The sequence below is a fragment of the Streptomyces sp. Q6 genome (assembly GCF_036967205.1).
Taxonomy (GTDB): domain Bacteria; phylum Actinomycetota; class Actinomycetes; order Streptomycetales; family Streptomycetaceae; genus Streptomyces; species Streptomyces citrinus.
The window spans coordinates 7,506,636-7,524,537 of the sequence record NZ_CP146022.1 but is presented as its reverse complement, the minus strand read 5'-3'; the positions used below and the strand labels follow the sequence as shown (position 1 = coordinate 7,524,537).

The following is a 17,902-nucleotide window of genomic DNA, read 5'->3' as shown; positions in this document are numbered from 1 at the left end:
TATCAGCGCTCCGACGCGAACCGCACGAACCGTCCCCAGCCTTCATGGCCAACAGCGAAGGCCGGACGCGCCACATCCTTGGAATCCCTTACGTGGACGGCCCGCTCGGCGATCGCGATCTCGACACAGTCGTCGCCCTGACTGCCGCTGTAGCTGGACTTGAACCAGAACAGTTCCGCTGTACCGCTCGTCATCGCTCTCCTCGCAGTCTCTCCAGAAGGGCCCTGGTTTCCTGTGGGTTGAGGGCCTGCGAGCGCAGTGTGTCATAGCGCTGGTGGAGGAGGCTCACCTCATTTGCGTCCGAGATGAGTCGGCCGCTCTGCTGCCCCTCGGCGTATCCGACCCTCCGCCGCTCCGGCGTCTCCAGCAGGCGCACCGGGCCGTCCAGGCACGCGTGCAGCGCCGAGTCCAACGGCACCACCTGCAACGTCACGTTCCGCCGAGACGTCAGCTCAAGCACGTGATCAAGCATCCCGCGCATGGCCTCCGCACCCCCGAACCGCCGCCTGAACACGTGCTCCTCCACGATGAAGCTGAACAACGTCGTCGGCCGCTCCACCAGCATCCGCTGCCGTTCCGCCCGCGCCGCCGACAGCGCTTCGAGCCGCTCGTCCGTCACCACCGGAATCGTGCCCTCGAACACCGCCCGCGCATACGCCTCCGACTGCAACAACCCCGGCACCAGCCTGCACTCGTACGTACACAGACTCACCGCCGTCCGCTCCAGCCGAGCCCACTCCCGAAACCACGCCGCCAACCCCACCTCCCCCCGCGACAGATACCGCGCCGACTTCCGTAGCGCCCCCGTGTTCCCCGTAGCCTCCTCCCCGAGCTCCACGAACGACTCGTCCGGCATCCGGCGTCCCAGCTCCACGGACTCCACGGTGTGCTTCGAGAACCGCACCTTCTCCCCGAACTCCACCCGGCTCAGCCCCGCGTGCTCGCGCAGCGCCTGTACGACCGCGCCGAACGTCCGCAGACTGTCCGACGGATGCGGTTCCCGCTCCCCGTCCCCTTCCCCCTCGGGAAGCACTCCGGCCCCTTCTCCGACGATGGTCATCCGCCACCCCTTCCCGCCCGCACGATCACACGCACTCAGAGTGACGGCGTACGCCCCGTACTGTCCACCCCATGTGCCCGTACGGTGACCCCCCGTACGGGCCGCGCCTCTCACCGTTCCACGCCCGCGCGGGCCACGCTGGCCTCATGAACCGCACCGCACCCCAACTCGCCACCTCCACACTGACGTTCAGGCAGCGACTGTCGTCCACCCGTCGCGGCGCACGCCTCGCCCGGCTCCTCGCCGTCACCGAACTCCACACCTGGGGCCTCCAGCCAGACGTCACGGAGCGTGCCGAACTCGTAGTCGCCGAACTCGCCGCCAACGCCGTCCTGCACGGCCGCGTTCCCGGCCGGGACTTCGAACTCGCCCTGATCTACGCCCCGTTGCCCCACCCCGGCCGCCTTCTCATCGAGGTCTCCGACGCCCGCGGCGACCGTCTCCCCCACTCCGCCCCCGAGAACCACGACCTCTCCACCGGCGGCCGGGGCCTCACCCTCGTAACCCTCCTCGCCGACCACTGGGAAACCGTGGCCCGCTCGCCGGGCGGCAAGACCGTACGAGCGGAACTGGCCACGCCGTCCGATATCTGACGGTCCGTTGACCACGCCAACAGGGGCCCCATAAGGTCAACCGTGCACCACGTGCACATGGGGGACCTGCTTGAACATCACCGACGCCACCCGCATGCTCCGTCAGGCTGAACGCGCCTACGGCACGGGCACATTCGCGTACTCGCTCAACCTGCTGGACCGCATCTCCACAGCCCGCACCGGCCTGTCCGACGGCGACCGCGCCTCCTACTACGCACTGCGCGCCCTGCTTGCCGAACGCGCGGGCAACTGGCCCGGGGCGGCCCGCAGTTGGCTCGCGGTGTTCGGCGACACCCCGCCCGCGAGCGGCGAGGACCAGCCCTGCGACATCGGCTGCCACTGCGACGTCCGCACCGTGCTCGACGCCCCGGAGGCCGCATCCGGCGAGACGCCCTGCCTGTGCTGCCCGGCGCATGTGCTGTGGCGGCTGGTGTGGCAGGCGGCCCTTGAGGGGACGATCGGTCAGGTCCTGGACGCCGTCCCGGACCCGTCCGGGAACCGCCGCACCGCCCTGGTACACGCGCTCGCGATCGGCACTCTGCGCTCGCTCGCGACAGGAGAGGCGGTCGCTCCGGCAGACGCGGTCTTCACCATCGGTGTCTGGCACCTGCTGCTCCACGAAGAGGACCCGCTCCGCTTCGAAGCACTGGTGACGGCCCGGCGTGGCGCTCCCATCGGCGCCCAGGAGTGGCGGTCCGCTCGCGACACGCTGGCCGGCCGGATCCGTACAGCGCTCCGCTCGGTCGACGAACGCGACGGCCACGACGTCCTCGACGCCTGGGAGACCGCCTGGAACGTCGAGGAGTACGAGTACAGCGGCGAGCTCGTCCGCGGCGAACGCGGCTACCTGCGCATGGAGGACTGCTTCGGCAGCTGCGTCGACGGCTTTGGCTGCCTGTGCCCAGCCGACGCCTGGCCGCTGCCCACACGCGAGACCGCTCCCCCCTGTTCGGGACTGCTGTTCGGCGGCCGGTTGTGGATGGGTTCGCCCGTCACCGTGGACGCAGCCGCCCGGCAGCTGGAGGAGTGCGGCGAGCACCGCGCTCTCCTCACCGCGTACACCCGCCGCCACGGCGAACCCGCCACCTGGCAGGCGGAGTCCGACGCCCACCGAGCCTGTGCGCCGCACCTCGCCCGGGCCCTGGCCACCAGAGCCCATGAGCAGTTCGAGAAAGGCGAGTGGCGGGACACCCTCGACGACCTCACGGCAGCCGCCCGTCTCGGCTTCGTACTCGACCCGTGGCACCACGAGATGGCCCGCAAAGCCGGGCTGAGCGCGGGCCAGGACGGCAACGGCTACCAGCGGGCCTCGCTCGTCCAGCGCATCCACTGGCTGGAGTCCGCGCACGCGCTCGCTCCCGAAGACACCGTTCTCGCCACGGAGTTGGCGGCCGCACTGGTCCGGCGCGGCACCGAGGTGCTGCGCCGGAAGGACAGGAGGCAGAGCCGTGCCCGCTTCCAGCGGGCACTGAGCGTGCTGCCGGGCGATCCGGCGGCCGCAGAGGCACTGCGCGCGCTTGACGCCCTGGAACTCTCCGAGGTCGCCGCCGTCATCACGGGAGCCAGGCGAGGCAGGCAGCCCGGGCTTGAGCGGGTCCGGGAACTCCTGCACCGCGGATTCCGTGCCGAGGAACCGGTCGACGAACTGCGTGAGGTGCACGCGTGGTACCGCGCCCGGATGACGGAACGGATCGCGGAGAAGGCCCTTGCCGGGAAGAAGACCGAGGCGCGCAGGGCCCTGCGGCAGCGGGAGGAAGTACATCCCTCCTGGGACGAACGGGCAGACCGTGTCAGCGACGGTGACCTCGCCCATAGCCTGCGCGAGACGGCCGTCCGACAGCTCGAAGCACGGGCCGACGGCTACACCCGGCAGGTGCCCCTGCTGCTCGCCGCCGCCGCGTCCTTCGCCCGGCTCACCGGGGCGGAGGCCGAACAGCAGGCGTTGGAGACCGTCCTGCCGCATGCCGCGGAACTGGTAGACGCCGGACGCCCGTCCGACCTCATCGCCCTGCAAGCCGGATTGCTCATCACCCCGGGTCGCCACGTGGAGTACGACCAGCTCGTCGCCGTCGCGCACCACCGGCGCGCCCGCGACCGCCGCGCCAACGGCGACCCCGCCGGTGCCGTACGCGACGAACGCACCGCCGACGCGCTGCACATGGAGACCGAGCAGCAGATCGCCCTCGACTTCGACTTCGACTTCGAATCAGAGCTGTTTCCCGGGCTCTTCGACTGCCCCGAACCGCCGCCGGACCAGGACGGTCGGCCGCCGTACACCCAGGAGACCCTGTGACCGCGCACTCCCGCACACCCATGCCCTACTTCGGCCCCACCGTCTTCGAGCTCGTTCCGAACACCCGGCCGGGCATCGGTCAGGGGGACCTCGCGAAGGCGGCAGGCGTGGCGATCTCCCGGGCTCGCCGTGCCCGGGACACGGACCGCGAGCGCGCCCTGAAGGCCGCCCACGACGCAGCCCGCACCCCAGCCGACTCCCTCGTCGCCGAACTGCTCACCCCTCCCCTCCCGTCCACCGCCGCACCGGAAGGCCCCGCACCGCAGTGACCACTCCCCCGCCCGGCCCCGACGAGCTGAGCAAGCTGCGCGTCCGCGTCGCGGCGCTCTCCCGTAAGCGCGACGACGCCGAAGCCCGGCTGACCGGCCTGCTCACCGCGCTGCTGCCGCTCGACGACCTCCTCGCCGACACGGCGGCCCGGTCCGAGGAGCTCGGACGGTCCGAAGCAGACCCCACCGGACGGCTCGCTGCCGCCGTGCAGCAGCAGACGGACGCCGCCCACCGGATGCTCCGGGCCGAACTCGCCCGCCACGACGTCCGCCCCATGGACCTGACGGGGAAGACCCCCGACCCGGTGGAGGCGCGGGTGACGGGCGTGGAACCACACCCGACCGCCCCCGAGGGCACCGTCCTACGGGAGACCGTCACCGGCTTCCGGCACGGGACCGACTGCCTGCGCCGGGCCGACGTCGTCCTCGCCGTACCCGGGCCCGCGCCCACACCGGAACCAGTACCAGCACCTCAACCCGTACCCGTGCCCGCCACCGAACCAGCAGCACACGACGGGCCGCCAAAAGCCGGGCCCACGCGAGAACGCCGGAACCAGCCGCGCCGCACCAGCCGCGCCCGGCGTCGGCAGCCACTGCCCCGCAAGCCCTCCAAGCGCCGCCGCTGAGCACGCACCGCACACCCCTGCCCCGTCCAGACAGCCCGAAGGGCACGCCATGCCGTACCGCACGCTCGGAATCGATCTCGGCACCACCAACTCCGTCACCGTCTGGATGGACGGCGGCGTTCCGGTCGTCCTGCCCAACCGCCACGGCGAGCAGGCCACTGCGTCCGCCGTCGGTGTGGACGCCGACGGGTCCCTCCTGGTGGGCAGCGAGGCGCTCGGCGTGCGCGACCGGCTGCCCGGTTCCGTGATCACCGAGGTGAAGCGACTGATCGGCCGCCGCCACGCCGACGACGACGTACAGCGACTGCTCGCCGAACGGCCCGCGGACGCACCACCGGTGCGGGAGTCCACCGACGGGGACGGAGGGGTCGAGATCCGGCTCGGCGCCCACTGGCTGACGCCCGTGCAGATCTCGGCGATCCTGCTGCGGCGGCTGCGCACGGACGCCGAGAACACCGCCGGCGAACCCTTCCGGCGGGCCGTGATCACCGTACCGGCGTACTTCACGGAACCGCAGTTCGCGGCGGTGCGGGAAGCCGGGGAGCTGGCGGGCTTCACCGTCGTACGGATCCTGGAGGAACCGACCGCTGCGGCCCACGCCTTCGGAGTCGAGCGCCTCGTCGAGGACGACGACGACATGTGCTCGGTACTCGTCTACGACCTCGGCGGCGGCACCTTCGACGTATCGCTGCTGATCATCGGACCCGGGTACTTCAAGGTGTACGGCCTCGGCGGGGACAAGTCGCTCGGCGGAGCCGACTTCGACTCCGCGCTCTACCGGATGCTCGTCGAGGAACGGCTCGGCGACCGCGACCTCTCCGGGACCGGCGACGCGGCGCGGATCCGCGCCGCGTCCGAACGGACCAAGATCGAGCTCTCGGACGTTCCCGCAGCGGAGATCATCCTCGCGCCGCTGGGAGAGAACGGCGGCTCCTGGACGGGAAAGGTCACCCGCGACGGCTTCGAGGCGCTGATCAGCGCTGACATCGCCCGCACCCTGGAGATCACCCGCGGCGTGCTGCGCGAGACGTCCAGGATGCCCGAGGACATCGACAAGGTCCTCCTCGTCGGCGGCTCGACCCGTATCCCGCTCGTCCGCCGCCTGCTGACCGAACTGTTCGGTGAGGAGAAGGTGAACAGCGAAACCGACCCGATGGCCGCCGTCGCACTGGGCGCCGGCATCGAGACCGGGCTCGTATCCGCTCTCGCCTGCCCCTCCGAGCAGTGCCTGACCACAGGGATCCCGCTCGCCGAGAGCGCCTGCCCCGACTGCGGCACCTCGCTGCTCGGCACAGCGACGATCGACTGCCCCGACTGTCATGTGCCCGCCGCCGAGGGGACCGTGAGCTGCCCGGTCTGTGCCCGTGACCTCTCCGGGCTGCGGGCGTCCGCCCCCGTCGCGGCCCGCGCCGAATGCCCGCACTGCGGTTGCCGGCAGAACTCCACCACGTCCACCGTGTGCCGGGACTGCGACCAGCCGCTGGACGCGGGCGGCCTGAAGTGCCCCCGGTGCCAGATGGTCAACGCCTCCGGTCTGACGGCGTGTTCGGCCTGTGACGCGCTCTTCCACACCGACCAGCCGGAGCAGGTCACCGCCCAGAACCTGGGGCTTGCCCTCGACGACGGCACCGTAGCGGTCGTCTTCCCCGCCGGAACGACGTACCCGACCGACTGGCAGAACATCGAGGACCTCCAGGTCCGGCCTGACACCGCCACCGCGCTGACCTTCCGGTTCGTCGAAGGACCGCATGAGAAGTCCCATGCCCGCAACGAGTTCTGCGGACAGCACACACATCTCCTCGGCGCAGGCTCCGGAGGTGCGGAGCGGCTCGTCCTGCGCGTACGGATCGACGAGAACCGCACCGTGCACCTCGCCTACCGCCTCGGCGACGGCGAGGAGCAGGGAGCGCGGCTGCGCCGCAGCGCGGTCGCCGACGGAATCGGCCGCGACGCCGCTCATCTCCTTGACGAGGTCCATACCCATCTCGCCCATTTCGGCGACGAGCTCAAGGACGCGGAGCGCGACGCCTTCACGGAACTGACCGAGCAGCTCACCGCGACCGTGCGCGGTGAAACCCTCGGCCGGTCCCTCGACGGATTCCTCGACGAGGCCCGCGACACGGTGGAGACGTGCCGGAACGCACGCGGCTGGACGGCCAACGTGTCCATCGGTGCACGCCGGGGCCGGGAGCTGGGTCTTGGCCGGCTGGCCGGAGAGCTGGGCGACGCACGGCGCGCCCTGGACGCGGCCCGGGAGCGGATGGATCTGCCCGCGATGCGGGCCGCGACGGAGAACGCCCGCAGCCTGTGGCGGCAGATCGACACCGCCACCTGGCGGTCCATGCTCGCGGCCCACGACGCCGAGCTCGGCCGCTTCCCGGAGTCCGTACGGCGCTCCGTCCTGACCACCTGGGACGAACTGCGCGCCGCGGCCACACGCGGGGACTACGCCGATCAGGACGCCCTGCACGTGAAGCTGAACGACCTCGCCGGCCACTCTCAGGCGCCCGTCCCGACGGCGCGGAAGCACCGGGACAGTGCCCAGGTGTTCCCCGAGCGCCGGTAGGTGAACGGGGTGTGGTGAGCGCTCTACACGCCGCACACACCCATTGACACCGTCAACACGTACGCTGGACGTGCTTCGTACCGCCCGATCCGCCCACGCCACGGAAGGTCCCCATGCCGCAGCTCCCCGACCGCCTTCCCGGCTTCCCGGACTTCCGGATCGCCCTGCCCAAGGACGCCGGGGAGGCCCGCGGTCATCTGCTCACCGAGATCGGTGACAACGGATCGCACAAGTTCCTGGTGACCGCGGGATCGGCGGTATCGGCGGAGGACTGGCCGGGGCTGCCCCCTGCCGCCCGCCGGCTCCGTGCCGAACTGCGGGACAGCGGGACGCTGGCCGATGGGCCCCGCTCCGACACGTGGACCGCGTCCCGCGACATCGAGTGCAACTCGCCGTCCGCCGCGGCCGCACTGGTTCTCGGCTACGGAGCCACAGGGCCCGGCACCTGGCGCAGCACCGACGACGGGCACCGCCTCGGCGACTTCCTGCCGCAGAGCTGGCGGGCTCCGCAGAAGGCCTGGCTGGTGCGGGGGAACAACGTCTCCGGGCACAACCTGGTCCGTCAGCTCTGGCTGAAGGAGGGCGTCGTCTCACTCGATGCGGCACACCTTCCGCAGGTGGACGAGCCCGACCCGACCAAGAGCGTGCTGCGTCGCTTCGTCGAGGAAGGCTATGAGGGCTCGGCGACCTACCACCAGAAGCGCGGACTCGTCGACGAACTGCACGCCTTCATCACCCAGATGCGAATCGGCGACACCGTCGCCACCCTCAGCGACGGTCTGCTCCACCTTGGGCGGATCACCGGCGACCTGGTGCAGTCGGGCTCTCCCGGCGGGCTCTCCAACCTGCGGCGCACGGTGTCCTGGCAGGAGACGAGCCACCCGTACGAGGAACTGCCGGAGGAAATACAGCAGAAGCTCTCCGCCCAGCACGACGTGGTCGACCTGACCTCCGTCCTGGAGCAGCTCGCCGCGCTCACCGGCGGCGCAGGGACCGCCTCGGAGGAGGCCGGGCAGGTCCTGGACTCCTCCACCGAGCAGCGCGTCCTGACGCTCCCCGAGGTCACCGAGGAGTTCGCCCACAAGCTGCTCGTCCACGACCGGTCCTTCGTCGACGAACTGCGTGAACTCCTCCTCGACGAGCGGCAGATGGTGCTCTACGGGCCGCCCGGCACCGGAAAGACGTATCTGGCGCTGCAGCTGGCCGAGTACTTCGGCGGCGGCCCGGAACAAGTCAAGATCGTCCAGTTCCATCCGTCGTACGCGTACGAGGACTTCTTCGAGGGCTTCCGGCCGGTCGAGGACCCTGAGACCCGGGAGGTCGCGTTCCGGCTGACGGCGGGACCGCTGCGGGAACTCGCCGACACCGCTTCGCGCGAGGGCAATCGGCATGTGCCGCACTTCCTGATCATCGACGAGATCAACCGGGCCAATCTTGCGAAGGTCTTCGGCGAGCTGTACTTCCTCCTGGAGTACCGCACGCGCTCGGTGCGCCTGACCTACTCGGGGGACGACTTCGGGCTGCCGCCGAACCTGTACGTGATCGGCACCATGAACACCGCGGACCGGTCGATCGCGTTGGTGGACGCGGCGATGCGGCGCCGTTTCGCGTTCGTGGAGCTCTCCCCGCGGGTGGAGCCCACGGCGGGCCTGCTCACCCGCTGGCTGGAGCGCGAGGGCAAGGACCCCGAGCCGGCCAGCCTGCTCGACGCCCTCAACGAGGCGATCGACGACCCCGACTTCGCCATCGGCCCGTCCTATCTGATGAAGCCCGGCGTCTACCGCGAGGGCGGGCTCGACCGGACCTGGCGCACCAAGATCCTCCCGCTGCTTGAGGAACACCACTACGGCGAGGGCCTCGACATCGCCGCCCGCTACGGCCTGGACGCGCTGCGCGAGCGGATCCGACGGGCATGAGCGGCACGGCCCCGGAGCAGCAGAGGGACATCTCTGACGAGATCACGCTGTGGGAGTACGGCGACACCGTGTCCGTGCCGCTCGACGCGGCCGTCGGGCGGGCCCTCGTCGCATCGCGGTTCCTCGACAGCGTCGCGCCGGATCCCGAGCGGCCCGGACACTGGCGGCTGCGGGCGGGCAACCAGGTCGGTGCGGTCCGGCTGCCCGGCGGGACGGTCCTGCGGATCGCGCCGAAGACGCCGGTGGGGCGGCTGTTCTTCCTGCTCGGCTTCAGCCTGAACCCGGCCGGCGCCTGGCGTGACAGCCGTGAGGGCGCGGTCGGTACCGGTGCGCACGACGACATGGTGCCCGCTCTCGCGTACGCGGTGGAGCGGCAGATCGACGGAGCACTGCGCCAGGGGGTGCTCCAGGGCTACCGGGAGGTGGCGGAGTCCGCGCTGGTGGTACGCGGCCGGCTGCGGGAGGCCGAGCAGATCCGGCGGCACTTCGGCCGCACCCCGCCCGTCGAGATCGTCTACGACGCGTACACCGCTGACACCGCCGAGAACCGCATCCTGCGCGCCGCGGTGGAGAGGCTGCTGCGGCTGCCGCACGTGCCAGGGCCTGTGCGGCGCCGCCTCGCCCACCAGAGGGTCCGCCTCGCGGACGCCGGTCCCCTGGTACGCGGCCAGGAACTGCCGCTCTGGCAGCCGTCCCGTCTCAACTCCCGGTACCAGCCCGCCCTGCGCCTCGCCGAAGCCGTACTGCGCTCCACCTCGCCGGAGCACCGGCCCGGGCCGCTCGCTCTGGACGGCTTCCTGCTGGACATGAACAAGCTCTTCGAGGACTTCGTGACGGTCGCGCTGCGCGAGGCCCTCCGGGAACACGGTCTGACGGCGCGGCTGCAGGACGTACACCACCTCGACCTCGGCGGCCGGGTCCGGATGAAGCCCGATCTGGTGGTGTACGCCGCGGACGGCCGCACACCCGTCGCCGTCGTCGACGCCAAGTACAAGACCGAGAAGCCGTACAAGTCCGACGGCTATCCGAACGCCGACCTGTACCAGGCGCTCGCCTACGCCACCGTGCTCGGCCTGCGCGAGGCGCATCTGGTGTACGCGGCGGGCCGGCTGCCCGAGCGGGCCACCGAGGTACGCGGAACCGGCGGTCTGCGGCTGCTCCAGCACAGCCTCGACCTCACCTCGGAACCCGCGGCGCTGCTGCGGACGTTCCGGGAACTCGCCGCCCGCCTCGCCGGATCCGCCGACTGACATCTGATACCGATGGAAAGGGGGCCTCGGCCCATGCCCCGACTCGCCTTCGCCCAGAGCTTCTGGGACGGATACGAAACTCTGGAGAAGCCGGTCAGAGCCGGCGTCCGCAAGGCCATGGCCAAGTTCCAGGCCCTCACCGCTGCCGAACTCAACGCGGACAAGGGCCTGCACCTGGAATCCGTGGAGAACGCCCGCGACCGGCGGATGCGCACCATACGGATCACCGACTTCTGGCGCGGTGTGGTCCTCGCGCCGGACGACAGCAGCGATCTGTTCCTCCTCGTCCATGTGCTGCCGCACGACGACGCGTACACGTGGGCGGCAAAGCGCCTGTACAGCGCGAACACCGCCACCCGAGGTCTGGAGGTACGTGACGCGGTCGCGCTCGACGAACTGACGCCGCTGTACGAGACGGCGTCCCGCAAGGCGCCGAAGCTGCTGTTCTCCGGCGTCTCCGACGGGGTCCTGCGCGAACTGGGCATCGACGCACAGGTGCTGCGCGCCGCGCGCTCGATGGCGGACAAGGCACAGCTGGAGGCGTTCGCGACACTACTGCCAGAGGATCAGCTGGAGGTCCTGCAGTACCTCGCGGAGGGCTTCTCACCGGAGGAGGTCTACCGGGACGTGGTGGCGGTGCGCCGCCCGGTGGACGCACCGCCCGAGCCGGTCGAGGACCTCGCCACCGTCATCAGCAACACCACCGCCCGGATCCGCCTGGTCACCGGCCCCCAGGAACTGGAGGAGGTCCTGGCGAAGCCGTTCGCGGCCTGGCGGGTCTTTCTGCACCCGTCCCAGCGCAGGGTCGCCCTCCGCACGTCGTACGGCGGACCGGTGCAGGTCACCGGCGGTCCCGGAACAGGCAAGACGGTGGCCGCGCTGCACCGTGTGAAGCACCTGCTCGGGCGGTCGCCGGACAGCCGGATCCTGCTGACGACGTACACCAACGCGCTGGCCGCCGGGCTGCGCGACATGCTCGGTCTTCTTCTCGAAGAGGACGAGCACCTGCTCGCCCGGGTCGATGTGACGACGGTCGACGCCTACGCCAACGGCGTGGTGCGACAGCACACCGGCTCCGCACCGAAGCCGGTGGGCGACCGCGATCAGCGGCAGCTGTGGGAGAAGGCGGTCAAGCAGCTGGCCCTGCCGTTCCAGGACCGCTTCCTGGCACAGGAGTACCGACATGTGGTTCTCGGGCAGGACATCCGCGATCTGGACGGCTACCTCGCGGCGAGCCGGCGCGGACGCGGCACGGGACTCGGAGCGGCCCGGCGCGAGCTGGTGTGGAGCGGCGTCGAGCGGTTCGAGAAGCTGCTGCAGGAGCGTGGCGCCACCACACACCTGCGGGTCTGCGCCCGAGCGGCCGACCTGCTCGCCGCCGGTCCGACCCCGTACGACCATGTCGTGGTGGACGAGGCGCAGGACCTGCACCCCGCGCAGTGGCGGGTGCTCCGAGCCGCCGTCGCTCCCGGCCCCGACGATCTGTTCCTCACCGGCGACCCGCACCAGCGGATCTACGACTCCCGGGTGACGCTCGGCTCGCTGGGCATCGCCACCGCAGGGCGCAGCTTCCGACTGCGCCTCAACTACCGCTCCACCGAGGAGATCCTGGTCTGGTCGGCGCGACTGCTCGCCCCGGTCAGCGTGGACGCGCTGGAAGGCGAAGGAGCCGACTCCCTGGCCGGCTACCGCTCGCTGCTGCACGGGCGCCGTCCCGAGGCCGGCGGGTACACCACCCAGGCGGAGGAGCACACCGCGCTCGTGGAGCGGGTGCGGGCCTGGCTCGGCGAAGGGCTCGCCCCGCACGAGATCGGAGTCTGCGCACGGTTCAACCTGGCACTCGACGCGGCAGAGGCCAGGCTGAAGGCCGCCGGGATCCCGGTGGTGCGGGTGAAGGGGCAGGTCGCGGCTCAGACGCCGGGGATCCGGCTGGCGACGATGCACGCCATGAAGGGGCTGGAGTTCAGGGCGGTCTCCGTACTCGGCGTCACGACCGGAACGGTGCCCTTCGCCCGGGAGATCACCCCGCTGGAGGCGGATGCACCGCAGCACGAAGCCGATCTGCTGCGCGAGCGCTGCCTGCTCTTCGTCGCCTGTACGAGGGCGCGCGAGGCGCTGAGCGTGAGCTGGAGCGGGCAGCCGAGCGAGTTCCTGCCGGCCCAGGAATGAACTGGAGCGGGCAGCCGAGCCGGTTCCTTCCGATCCCGGAGGAACCGGCGGCTCCGGGGCTGCGGATGCACCGCCTTCGGAGCCGCCCGGCGGGTGTCCTCAGTCCTCCGGGGCCAGGGCACCGGAGGAGAGGCCGTCGCGGGCCAGGTCGGCGAGTCGGCGGCTGAGCTCGGACACGGTCCGCATCGACGCCTCGAATTCGGTGAGGCCGCGGAAGGCCGCACCGTAGCGGCGCTGTTCCTCGATGGCCATCTGCGGGATCCTGGCGCCCTTGGCCTCCATCCGGTAGGTGCCGGAGGCGCTGGTGGCTCGGCGAGTGTTGGCCGGGCTGCGCAGAAAGCCCTGGAGGTAGTCGGTGTCGAGCTGGTCGCTGGCGGAGACGGGGTCCGGGCCTTCGAAGGTCACGAGGCCCTCCCGCAGGAGTTCGGCGACGCCCGCCGTGGCGCCGTCGAGCGAGCCCGCCCCGGCACCGGGCCGGAGCTGTGGCAGCAGTGCGGTCAGACGGTGCAGCTGCTCCTCCAGGTCGCCGCGCAGGGCCGTGAACTCGCCGGGATAGTCGCGGTGCCCGGCCTGGAGGTGGCTGCCCGGCGTGAGGTCGACCGTGTCGTCGAGAAGGTTGATCGGGGGGATGTCTCCGGTCTGCTCGGGGCGCGGGTCCAGGTCGCCGTCGGGATCGTTGGCGGTGAGGTCGACCATGCGCACCGTGGCCGGCGGGGTGTCGCCCGGCCCGGGGCGGCGCAGGGTCCAGAGGTGGATGGGGAGGGCATGCGAGGAGGCCGTACCCGGAGGCAGGGCCACGACCTGGGTGAGGATGCCTCGGCGGACCAGTTCGGCCCTGATCCTTCGCCCGGCCTTGCGGTAGGCGACGGAGGCGGGCAGCACGATCACGACGTGCCCGCCCGGCGCGGTGTGTGCGTAGGCGTGCTGCAGCCAGGCGAGTTCGCCCTCAGCCTTGGAGGGTGTACCGAGTTCCCAGCGTGGATCGAGCAGGAGTTCCTCGCGGCCCCATCCGGTGACTCCCACTGGCGGATCGCAGACCACCAGTTCGGCCCGGAGGTCGGGCCAGCGGTCGTCGCGCAGCGAGTCACCCGTCTCGATCCGGGTGTCGGGCACCGAGGACAGGGCGGCGCGCACCGTGGCAAGCCGCGCTGAGTCGGCATCGGACTCCTGTCCACGGCAGTGCGCCCCGGTCTGCCCGGCGACGGCGAGGAGCAGCAGACCGATGCCGCAGGCAGGATCGAAGACCGTCGCTCCGGGCGCCGGCGGCGGTGCGAAGTGGCGTACGGCGCGGGCAAGGCGAGGCGATGTCAGCTGGTCCGACCCGGCGCGGCGGACGGCGTCGGTAAAACGGTCGATCAGTGCGTTCACGACGTCAACGGGCCGCTCGGATTCGACGAGTGCGCGCACCCGGGCCACCGCCTCTCGCGGCAGGCGCAACCCCGGCGGGCGACGCCCTTGCCCCTTGGAGAGCAGCTCGGCCACATCCGCGAGGCCAGCGACCATGTCGTCTCCGTAGGCGGCCCGCAGCTCCTGCCACACCTGGACCTCGGCCGAGACGTCCTGCCCCTTCCGCTGCTTCTCCAGCCACGCCTGGACCTCGGCGAGCGCGAACAACGGGCTGCTCGCCGCGCCACCCGAAGGGGCGGGGAAGTCGTCGTAGCGACGCCGCCAGTTGGACACGGCGGCGCGGGTGACCCCGGCGATCCTGGCGATCTCCGACCCAGTGACGAGAGGGCCGATGGCAGGTGCGGCTTGATCCGGCATGGGGCCACCGTACACGCAGCACCAGAAACCCGGGAACCCTGGAAGCGTGTTGACATCGTACACATGCCACCGTCATCATTCCACGTACACAGACGAGATCTCGTCTGCCTTCTCGCACCATGCCCCCACGGACGCTCGGAGACATCGTCATGGCCACCCACACCGCAGTCCGCACCGTCTACCGGCTCTCCACGGTCTCTCCGACCCCGGAGGACATGTTCGAGGCCCTCGACCACGAACAGCTCGACCGACTGGGCGCCGAACTGCACCACCCGGAGGTCCTCGGTGTGCCCGCGGTCTATCTCACCTACGGCAAGGAGGACGAAGCCGACACCTGGTGCGCCCCCAATGCCCGCACCACCGGAATCCCGGTCTTCGAGCCGGTCCGCCGCACCGGCGCCCTGCTGCTTCTCGCCGTCGCCGGCCAGGTGTACGCCGTGACCTGCGGCAACGGCTACCGCATGGTTCCCGACGCCCTCAAGGACAAGCGGTTCGGCCTCCGTTTCGCCATCCGCATGATCGACCCCCGGCACATCAGCGGCGCCATCACCAAAGCGCTCGGCCGGCCTCGCACCGACATCTCACTGGTACCGGCCGGAACTTCGGTTCCGGCACTCGGCATCCGCGACCAGGCGCGGGTGGTCCGCCACCTCGGTGGCCACCTCGACAACATCCCGCTCACCCGCAGCCGCCACGCGAACGGCCGGGCCTTCACCGCCCAGGGCGGCGTCGGCCTGCGACTTCCTCTCGGTATCGAGCCGACGGACCTGGTCCAGGACCTGCGCACGATCACCCGGGTCTGCCAGGACGACATTCCGCACCCCGAGCTGGAATTCGTCGACCACATCGTCCCGGTCACCGACACCGTCATCCTCGCCAGACTCGATGCCGCCCTCGACCGTCTGCTCGGGGCTCCCCCCGACGGACGGATCTCGTTCTCCGTCCCTCTCGACCTGCACGACACGTACGCCGAAGCCACCGCGTACCGGACCCGTATCGGCAGCACCGACTCTTTCCTGTCCGACGACTTCGACCTGGACTACGTCCTCACCCGGGCCCGGATCCACCACTCCGGCACCCGTCTCACCGCCCTGCGCGACGGCACGGTGACACTCCACCGCGACCCGTCGCCCAGATCCTCCATCCCGTTGGCAACCACCCATGCCCTGGACTGGATCCAGGCGGACATCTCACTCGGCTCACGGAAGTACTGCCTCCTGGACGGTAACTGGCACGAGCTCGGCGCCGGCTACATCGACTCCGTGCGCGACGGCCTGCGGCGAGTCTTCACCGACACTGCCGTGTACGGCCTGCCGCCCTGGCCCGGAGCTGCGACCGAAAGGACCTACAACAAGGCCGTCGCCAAGGCTCGGCCGGACTGGCTGTTCCTCGACGGCGAATTCATCAACAACCCGCTCAAGCGCACCGACCGCGTCGAGATCTGCGACCTGCTGACGCCGGACGGAACCCTGATCCTCGTCAAACAGACCGGTTCCTCGGGCACCTTCAGCCACCTCCTCGGGCAGGCCCAGGTAGCTGTCGAAGTCCTGCTCAACTCCCCTGAAGCAAGAGCCCAGTTCATCCGTCGGGTCACACGGGACAGCGGCGGGCGAATCAGGCTGGCGGACGATTTCACACCCCGCCGGCTGGTCCTCGCCGTCCGGCACAAGTCCGGGGCCACCCTCACCCCCGACTCACTCTTCGCCTTCTCACAGATCACGCTCCACCAGACAGTACGCGACCTCACCGCACGCGGGATGAGCGTCGAGGTCGTCCCTGTGCCGACGACAACGGACGCCACCGGCACCACCGCGGCGTGACGGCATCTCTGCCGACTGTTCACCGTCGGCATCCGACCCGTCGGGCGGCCCCTTCCTCGCCAGGCGTGAGAGCACCGCTCTCGGACCCCCGGCCTGGCCGCCCAGGAAGATCCAATAGCATTGATCCTCACGGGGTTTGTGATGGCTCACGTACCTCGCCACCAGGTCATCGCATCCGTCCGCGTCGAGATCCACGAGAGCCGCACTCCGCCCGAAGCGGTCGCTGTCGACTTCGAAGCCAGGTCCGCCCTTCAGCCCCACCGAGCCCCGACCTCCGGTCCAGGGTCTTCCGGTCGACAGATGCGGCATGGTGCTCGGCGACGCCCGGGTCCTCGACGGTTTCATCGGCTTGGACGGCGAATCGACCGACGGCCTCGCGGACGTCACCTGCTGCGGCAAGTACGAAGACTCCGTCCACGCCCAGTTCGGTGGTGCCCGCATCCCCCAGCACTCCGGCGGACACGGCCCACGCGGATGGCTCGACCTTCCCCTGGCCGAGGCACAAGCCCTCGCCGAACAGCTCGAAACCTGGACCCGAAACGGGCCCGGCAACGGCCTGATGGTCTCCGTGGACGCCCACACCGACTTCCACCGGATCAACCGAGCCGGCTGGAGCCACCCACTCCTGGCCGACGTCATCGACCTCCACGGCTGCCCCGTGCTCGGACTCGGCTGCGGCCCCGGGGACCACTCAATACGCCTCCACGGAGAGCGAGCCCACAGCCAGGTCTACCCCGCCGCCCTCCAAGCCCACGGCGACGAAACAGTCCTGCGCTGGACCATCCCGCCGTATAGCTCCGTGCCCGTCACCGCGGCACCATCCACGGAAACGACCCTCGCGGTGTAGAGCTCACGCCAGAGCCCCAGGAACTCGACGAGGTCCCCAGCGTCGCCACGCACGACGAAGACCGCGACCGCGAAACTCGGCTCTCCCCCCTCGACCGTTCCTCACGGCCATGACGAAGCCCGATGCGTGCCACAGCGAACGTACAGGCCGGGGCGCGTTCGATAGGCCTCTCTCCGGCCATGAGCGCTGCACGGTAGCGCTCGGCCTGCAGCGCTGCGGGACTCAGTGCCTGGAACGGTCCAGCACCGGGGGAAGTCGTTCGAACGACTCGCCGCCAGGGGTCTGCTGCACGATCGGGTGACATCTCGATCTGCCCCATGTCCTGGGTTCCAGGTTGACCTGCCCCGCGTGCCGGGTTCCAGTTCTGGTGGCTAGCTGACGGGCCTTCGCGGAAGGCTGGCAGTCATGCCTCGTCCCTATCCTCCGGAGTTCCGGGCACGTGCCATCACACTGGTCCGCGCGGGCAAGCAGGCCAAGCAGACCGCGGTCGAGCTCGGTATCCATCCCATCCCGTTGTCGAAGTGGCTGCGCCAGGACGACATCGACCACGGGTGGCGACCGGGAACGCCGTCGAGCGAGTCCGCCGAGCTGCGGGCGGCTCACCTGCAGATCCGCGCGCTGGAAACCGAGCTGGGGATCATCCGGCCCGCGGCGAAGTTCCTCAACGAAGACAAGCCCCGCCCAAAAGGCCCTACCCGGTGATCGACCGACTCGTCGACGCCGGGGCAC

13 protein-coding genes and 1 pseudogene are annotated in these 17,902 nt (G+C 70.6%); 11 read left to right on the top strand and 3 right to left on the bottom strand.

Translation table 11 applies throughout. The annotated features are described in order from the left end of the window. Positions 1 to 2 precede the first annotated feature (2 nt). Positions 3 to 194, bottom strand: a complete 192-nt coding sequence (locus tag V2W30_RS34595; RefSeq protein ID WP_338702539.1) for a DUF397 domain-containing protein — start codon at positions 192 to 194, stop codon at positions 3 to 5. Continuing rightward, positions 191 to 1,060, bottom strand: a complete 870-nt coding sequence (locus V2W30_RS34590; RefSeq protein ID WP_338702538.1) for a helix-turn-helix transcriptional regulator — start codon at positions 1,058 to 1,060, stop codon at positions 191 to 193. Before V2W30_RS34590 ends, V2W30_RS34595 begins: the two co-directional genes overlap by 4 nt. Positions 1,061 to 1,206: 146 nt before the next feature. Between V2W30_RS34590 and V2W30_RS34585 the strand changes: the two genes are divergently transcribed. From V2W30_RS34585 to V2W30_RS34550, 8 genes are all read left to right on the top strand, one after another. Next, the gene (locus tag V2W30_RS34585) at positions 1,207 to 1,653 is read left to right on the top strand and encodes an ATP-binding protein (RefSeq protein WP_338702537.1); all 447 of its coding nucleotides are present in this window, start codon (positions 1,207 to 1,209) and stop codon (positions 1,651 to 1,653) included. Positions 1,654 to 1,723: 70 nt separating this feature from the next. Beyond that, positions 1,724 to 3,946 carry a hypothetical protein gene (locus V2W30_RS34580; RefSeq protein WP_338702536.1) on the top strand — a complete coding sequence of 741 codons (2,223 nt, stop codon included), beginning with the start codon at positions 1,724 to 1,726 and terminating at the stop codon, positions 3,944 to 3,946. Beyond that, positions 3,943 to 4,215 carry a hypothetical protein gene (locus V2W30_RS34575; protein ID WP_338702535.1) on the top strand — a complete coding sequence of 91 codons (273 nt, stop codon included), beginning with the start codon at positions 3,943 to 3,945 and terminating at the stop codon, positions 4,213 to 4,215. Before V2W30_RS34580 ends, V2W30_RS34575 begins: the two co-directional genes overlap by 4 nt. Then, positions 4,212 to 4,841, top strand: a complete 630-nt coding sequence (grpE, locus tag V2W30_RS34570; RefSeq protein WP_338702534.1) for a nucleotide exchange factor GrpE — start codon at positions 4,212 to 4,214, stop codon at positions 4,839 to 4,841. Before V2W30_RS34575 ends, grpE begins: the two co-directional genes overlap by 4 nt. A 49-nt stretch (positions 4,842 to 4,890) precedes the next feature. Then, on the top strand, positions 4,891 to 7,407 hold the full coding sequence (locus V2W30_RS34565) for an Hsp70 family protein (RefSeq protein WP_338702533.1): 2,517 nt from the start codon (positions 4,891 to 4,893) through the stop codon (positions 7,405 to 7,407). Positions 7,408 to 7,520: 113 nt separating this feature from the next. After that, positions 7,521 to 9,323, top strand: coding sequence for a DUF4357 domain-containing protein (locus V2W30_RS34560; protein ID WP_338702532.1), 1,803 nt, complete (start codon positions 7,521 to 7,523; stop codon positions 9,321 to 9,323). Continuing rightward, on the top strand, positions 9,320 to 10,573 hold the full coding sequence (locus tag V2W30_RS34555) for an McrC family protein (protein ID WP_338702531.1): 1,254 nt from the start codon (positions 9,320 to 9,322) through the stop codon (positions 10,571 to 10,573). The genes V2W30_RS34560 and V2W30_RS34555 overlap by 4 nt, the downstream gene beginning before the upstream one ends. A 33-nt stretch (positions 10,574 to 10,606) precedes the next feature. Further along, positions 10,607 to 12,742, top strand: coding sequence for a UvrD-helicase domain-containing protein (locus tag V2W30_RS34550; protein WP_338702530.1), 2,136 nt, complete (start codon positions 10,607 to 10,609; stop codon positions 12,740 to 12,742). A gap of 99 nt (positions 12,743 to 12,841) precedes the next feature. Here V2W30_RS34550 and V2W30_RS34545 read toward each other — a convergent pair whose 3' ends face one another. After that, complete coding sequence (locus tag V2W30_RS34545; RefSeq protein ID WP_338702529.1) at positions 12,842 to 14,506, bottom strand: N-6 DNA methylase; 1,665 nt, start codon at positions 14,504 to 14,506, stop codon at positions 12,842 to 12,844. Positions 14,507 to 14,655: 149 nt separating this feature from the next. On the opposite strand from V2W30_RS34545, the gene V2W30_RS34540 reads away from it, so the two are divergent. The 3 genes and pseudogenes from V2W30_RS34540 to V2W30_RS34530 all read left to right on the top strand — a co-directional run. Further along, positions 14,656 to 16,326 carry a TIGR04141 family sporadically distributed protein gene (locus V2W30_RS34540; RefSeq protein ID WP_338702528.1) on the top strand — a complete coding sequence of 557 codons (1,671 nt, stop codon included), beginning with the start codon at positions 14,656 to 14,658 and terminating at the stop codon, positions 16,324 to 16,326. A gap of 307 nt (positions 16,327 to 16,633) precedes the next feature. Then, positions 16,634 to 17,173, top strand: coding sequence for a hypothetical protein (locus V2W30_RS34535; protein WP_338702527.1), 540 nt, complete (start codon positions 16,634 to 16,636; stop codon positions 17,171 to 17,173). Positions 17,174 to 17,578: 405 nt separating this feature from the next. Continuing rightward, positions 17,579 to 17,901 (top strand): annotated as a pseudogene (locus V2W30_RS34530) (transposase); the annotation flags it as partial. Position 17,902: the final 1 nt, after the last annotated feature.

Excerpts from the sequence above, each read along its gene's own strand:
- V2W30_RS34595 (WP_338702539.1), bottom strand. The coding sequence starts at position 194 with ATGACGAGCGGTACAGCGGAACTGTTCTGGTTCAAGTCCAGCTACAGC.
- V2W30_RS34590 (WP_338702538.1), bottom strand. The coding sequence starts at position 1,060 with ATGACCATCGTCGGAGAAGGGGCCGGAGTGCTTCCCGAGGGGGAAGGG.
- V2W30_RS34585 (WP_338702537.1), top strand. The coding sequence starts at position 1,207 with ATGAACCGCACCGCACCCCAACTCGCCACCTCCACACTGACGTTCAGG.
- V2W30_RS34565 (WP_338702533.1), top strand. The coding sequence starts at position 4,891 with ATGCCGTACCGCACGCTCGGAATCGATCTCGGCACCACCAACTCCGTC.
- V2W30_RS34560 (WP_338702532.1), top strand. The coding sequence starts at position 7,521 with ATGCCGCAGCTCCCCGACCGCCTTCCCGGCTTCCCGGACTTCCGGATC.
- V2W30_RS34555 (WP_338702531.1), top strand. The coding sequence starts at position 9,320 with ATGAGCGGCACGGCCCCGGAGCAGCAGAGGGACATCTCTGACGAGATC.
- V2W30_RS34550 (WP_338702530.1), top strand. The coding sequence starts at position 10,607 with ATGCCCCGACTCGCCTTCGCCCAGAGCTTCTGGGACGGATACGAAACT.
- V2W30_RS34545 (WP_338702529.1), bottom strand. The coding sequence starts at position 14,506 with ATGCCGGATCAAGCCGCACCTGCCATCGGCCCTCTCGTCACTGGGTCG.
- V2W30_RS34540 (WP_338702528.1), top strand. The coding sequence starts at position 14,656 with ATGGCCACCCACACCGCAGTCCGCACCGTCTACCGGCTCTCCACGGTC.
- V2W30_RS34535 (WP_338702527.1), top strand. The coding sequence starts at position 16,634 with ATGGTGCTCGGCGACGCCCGGGTCCTCGACGGTTTCATCGGCTTGGAC.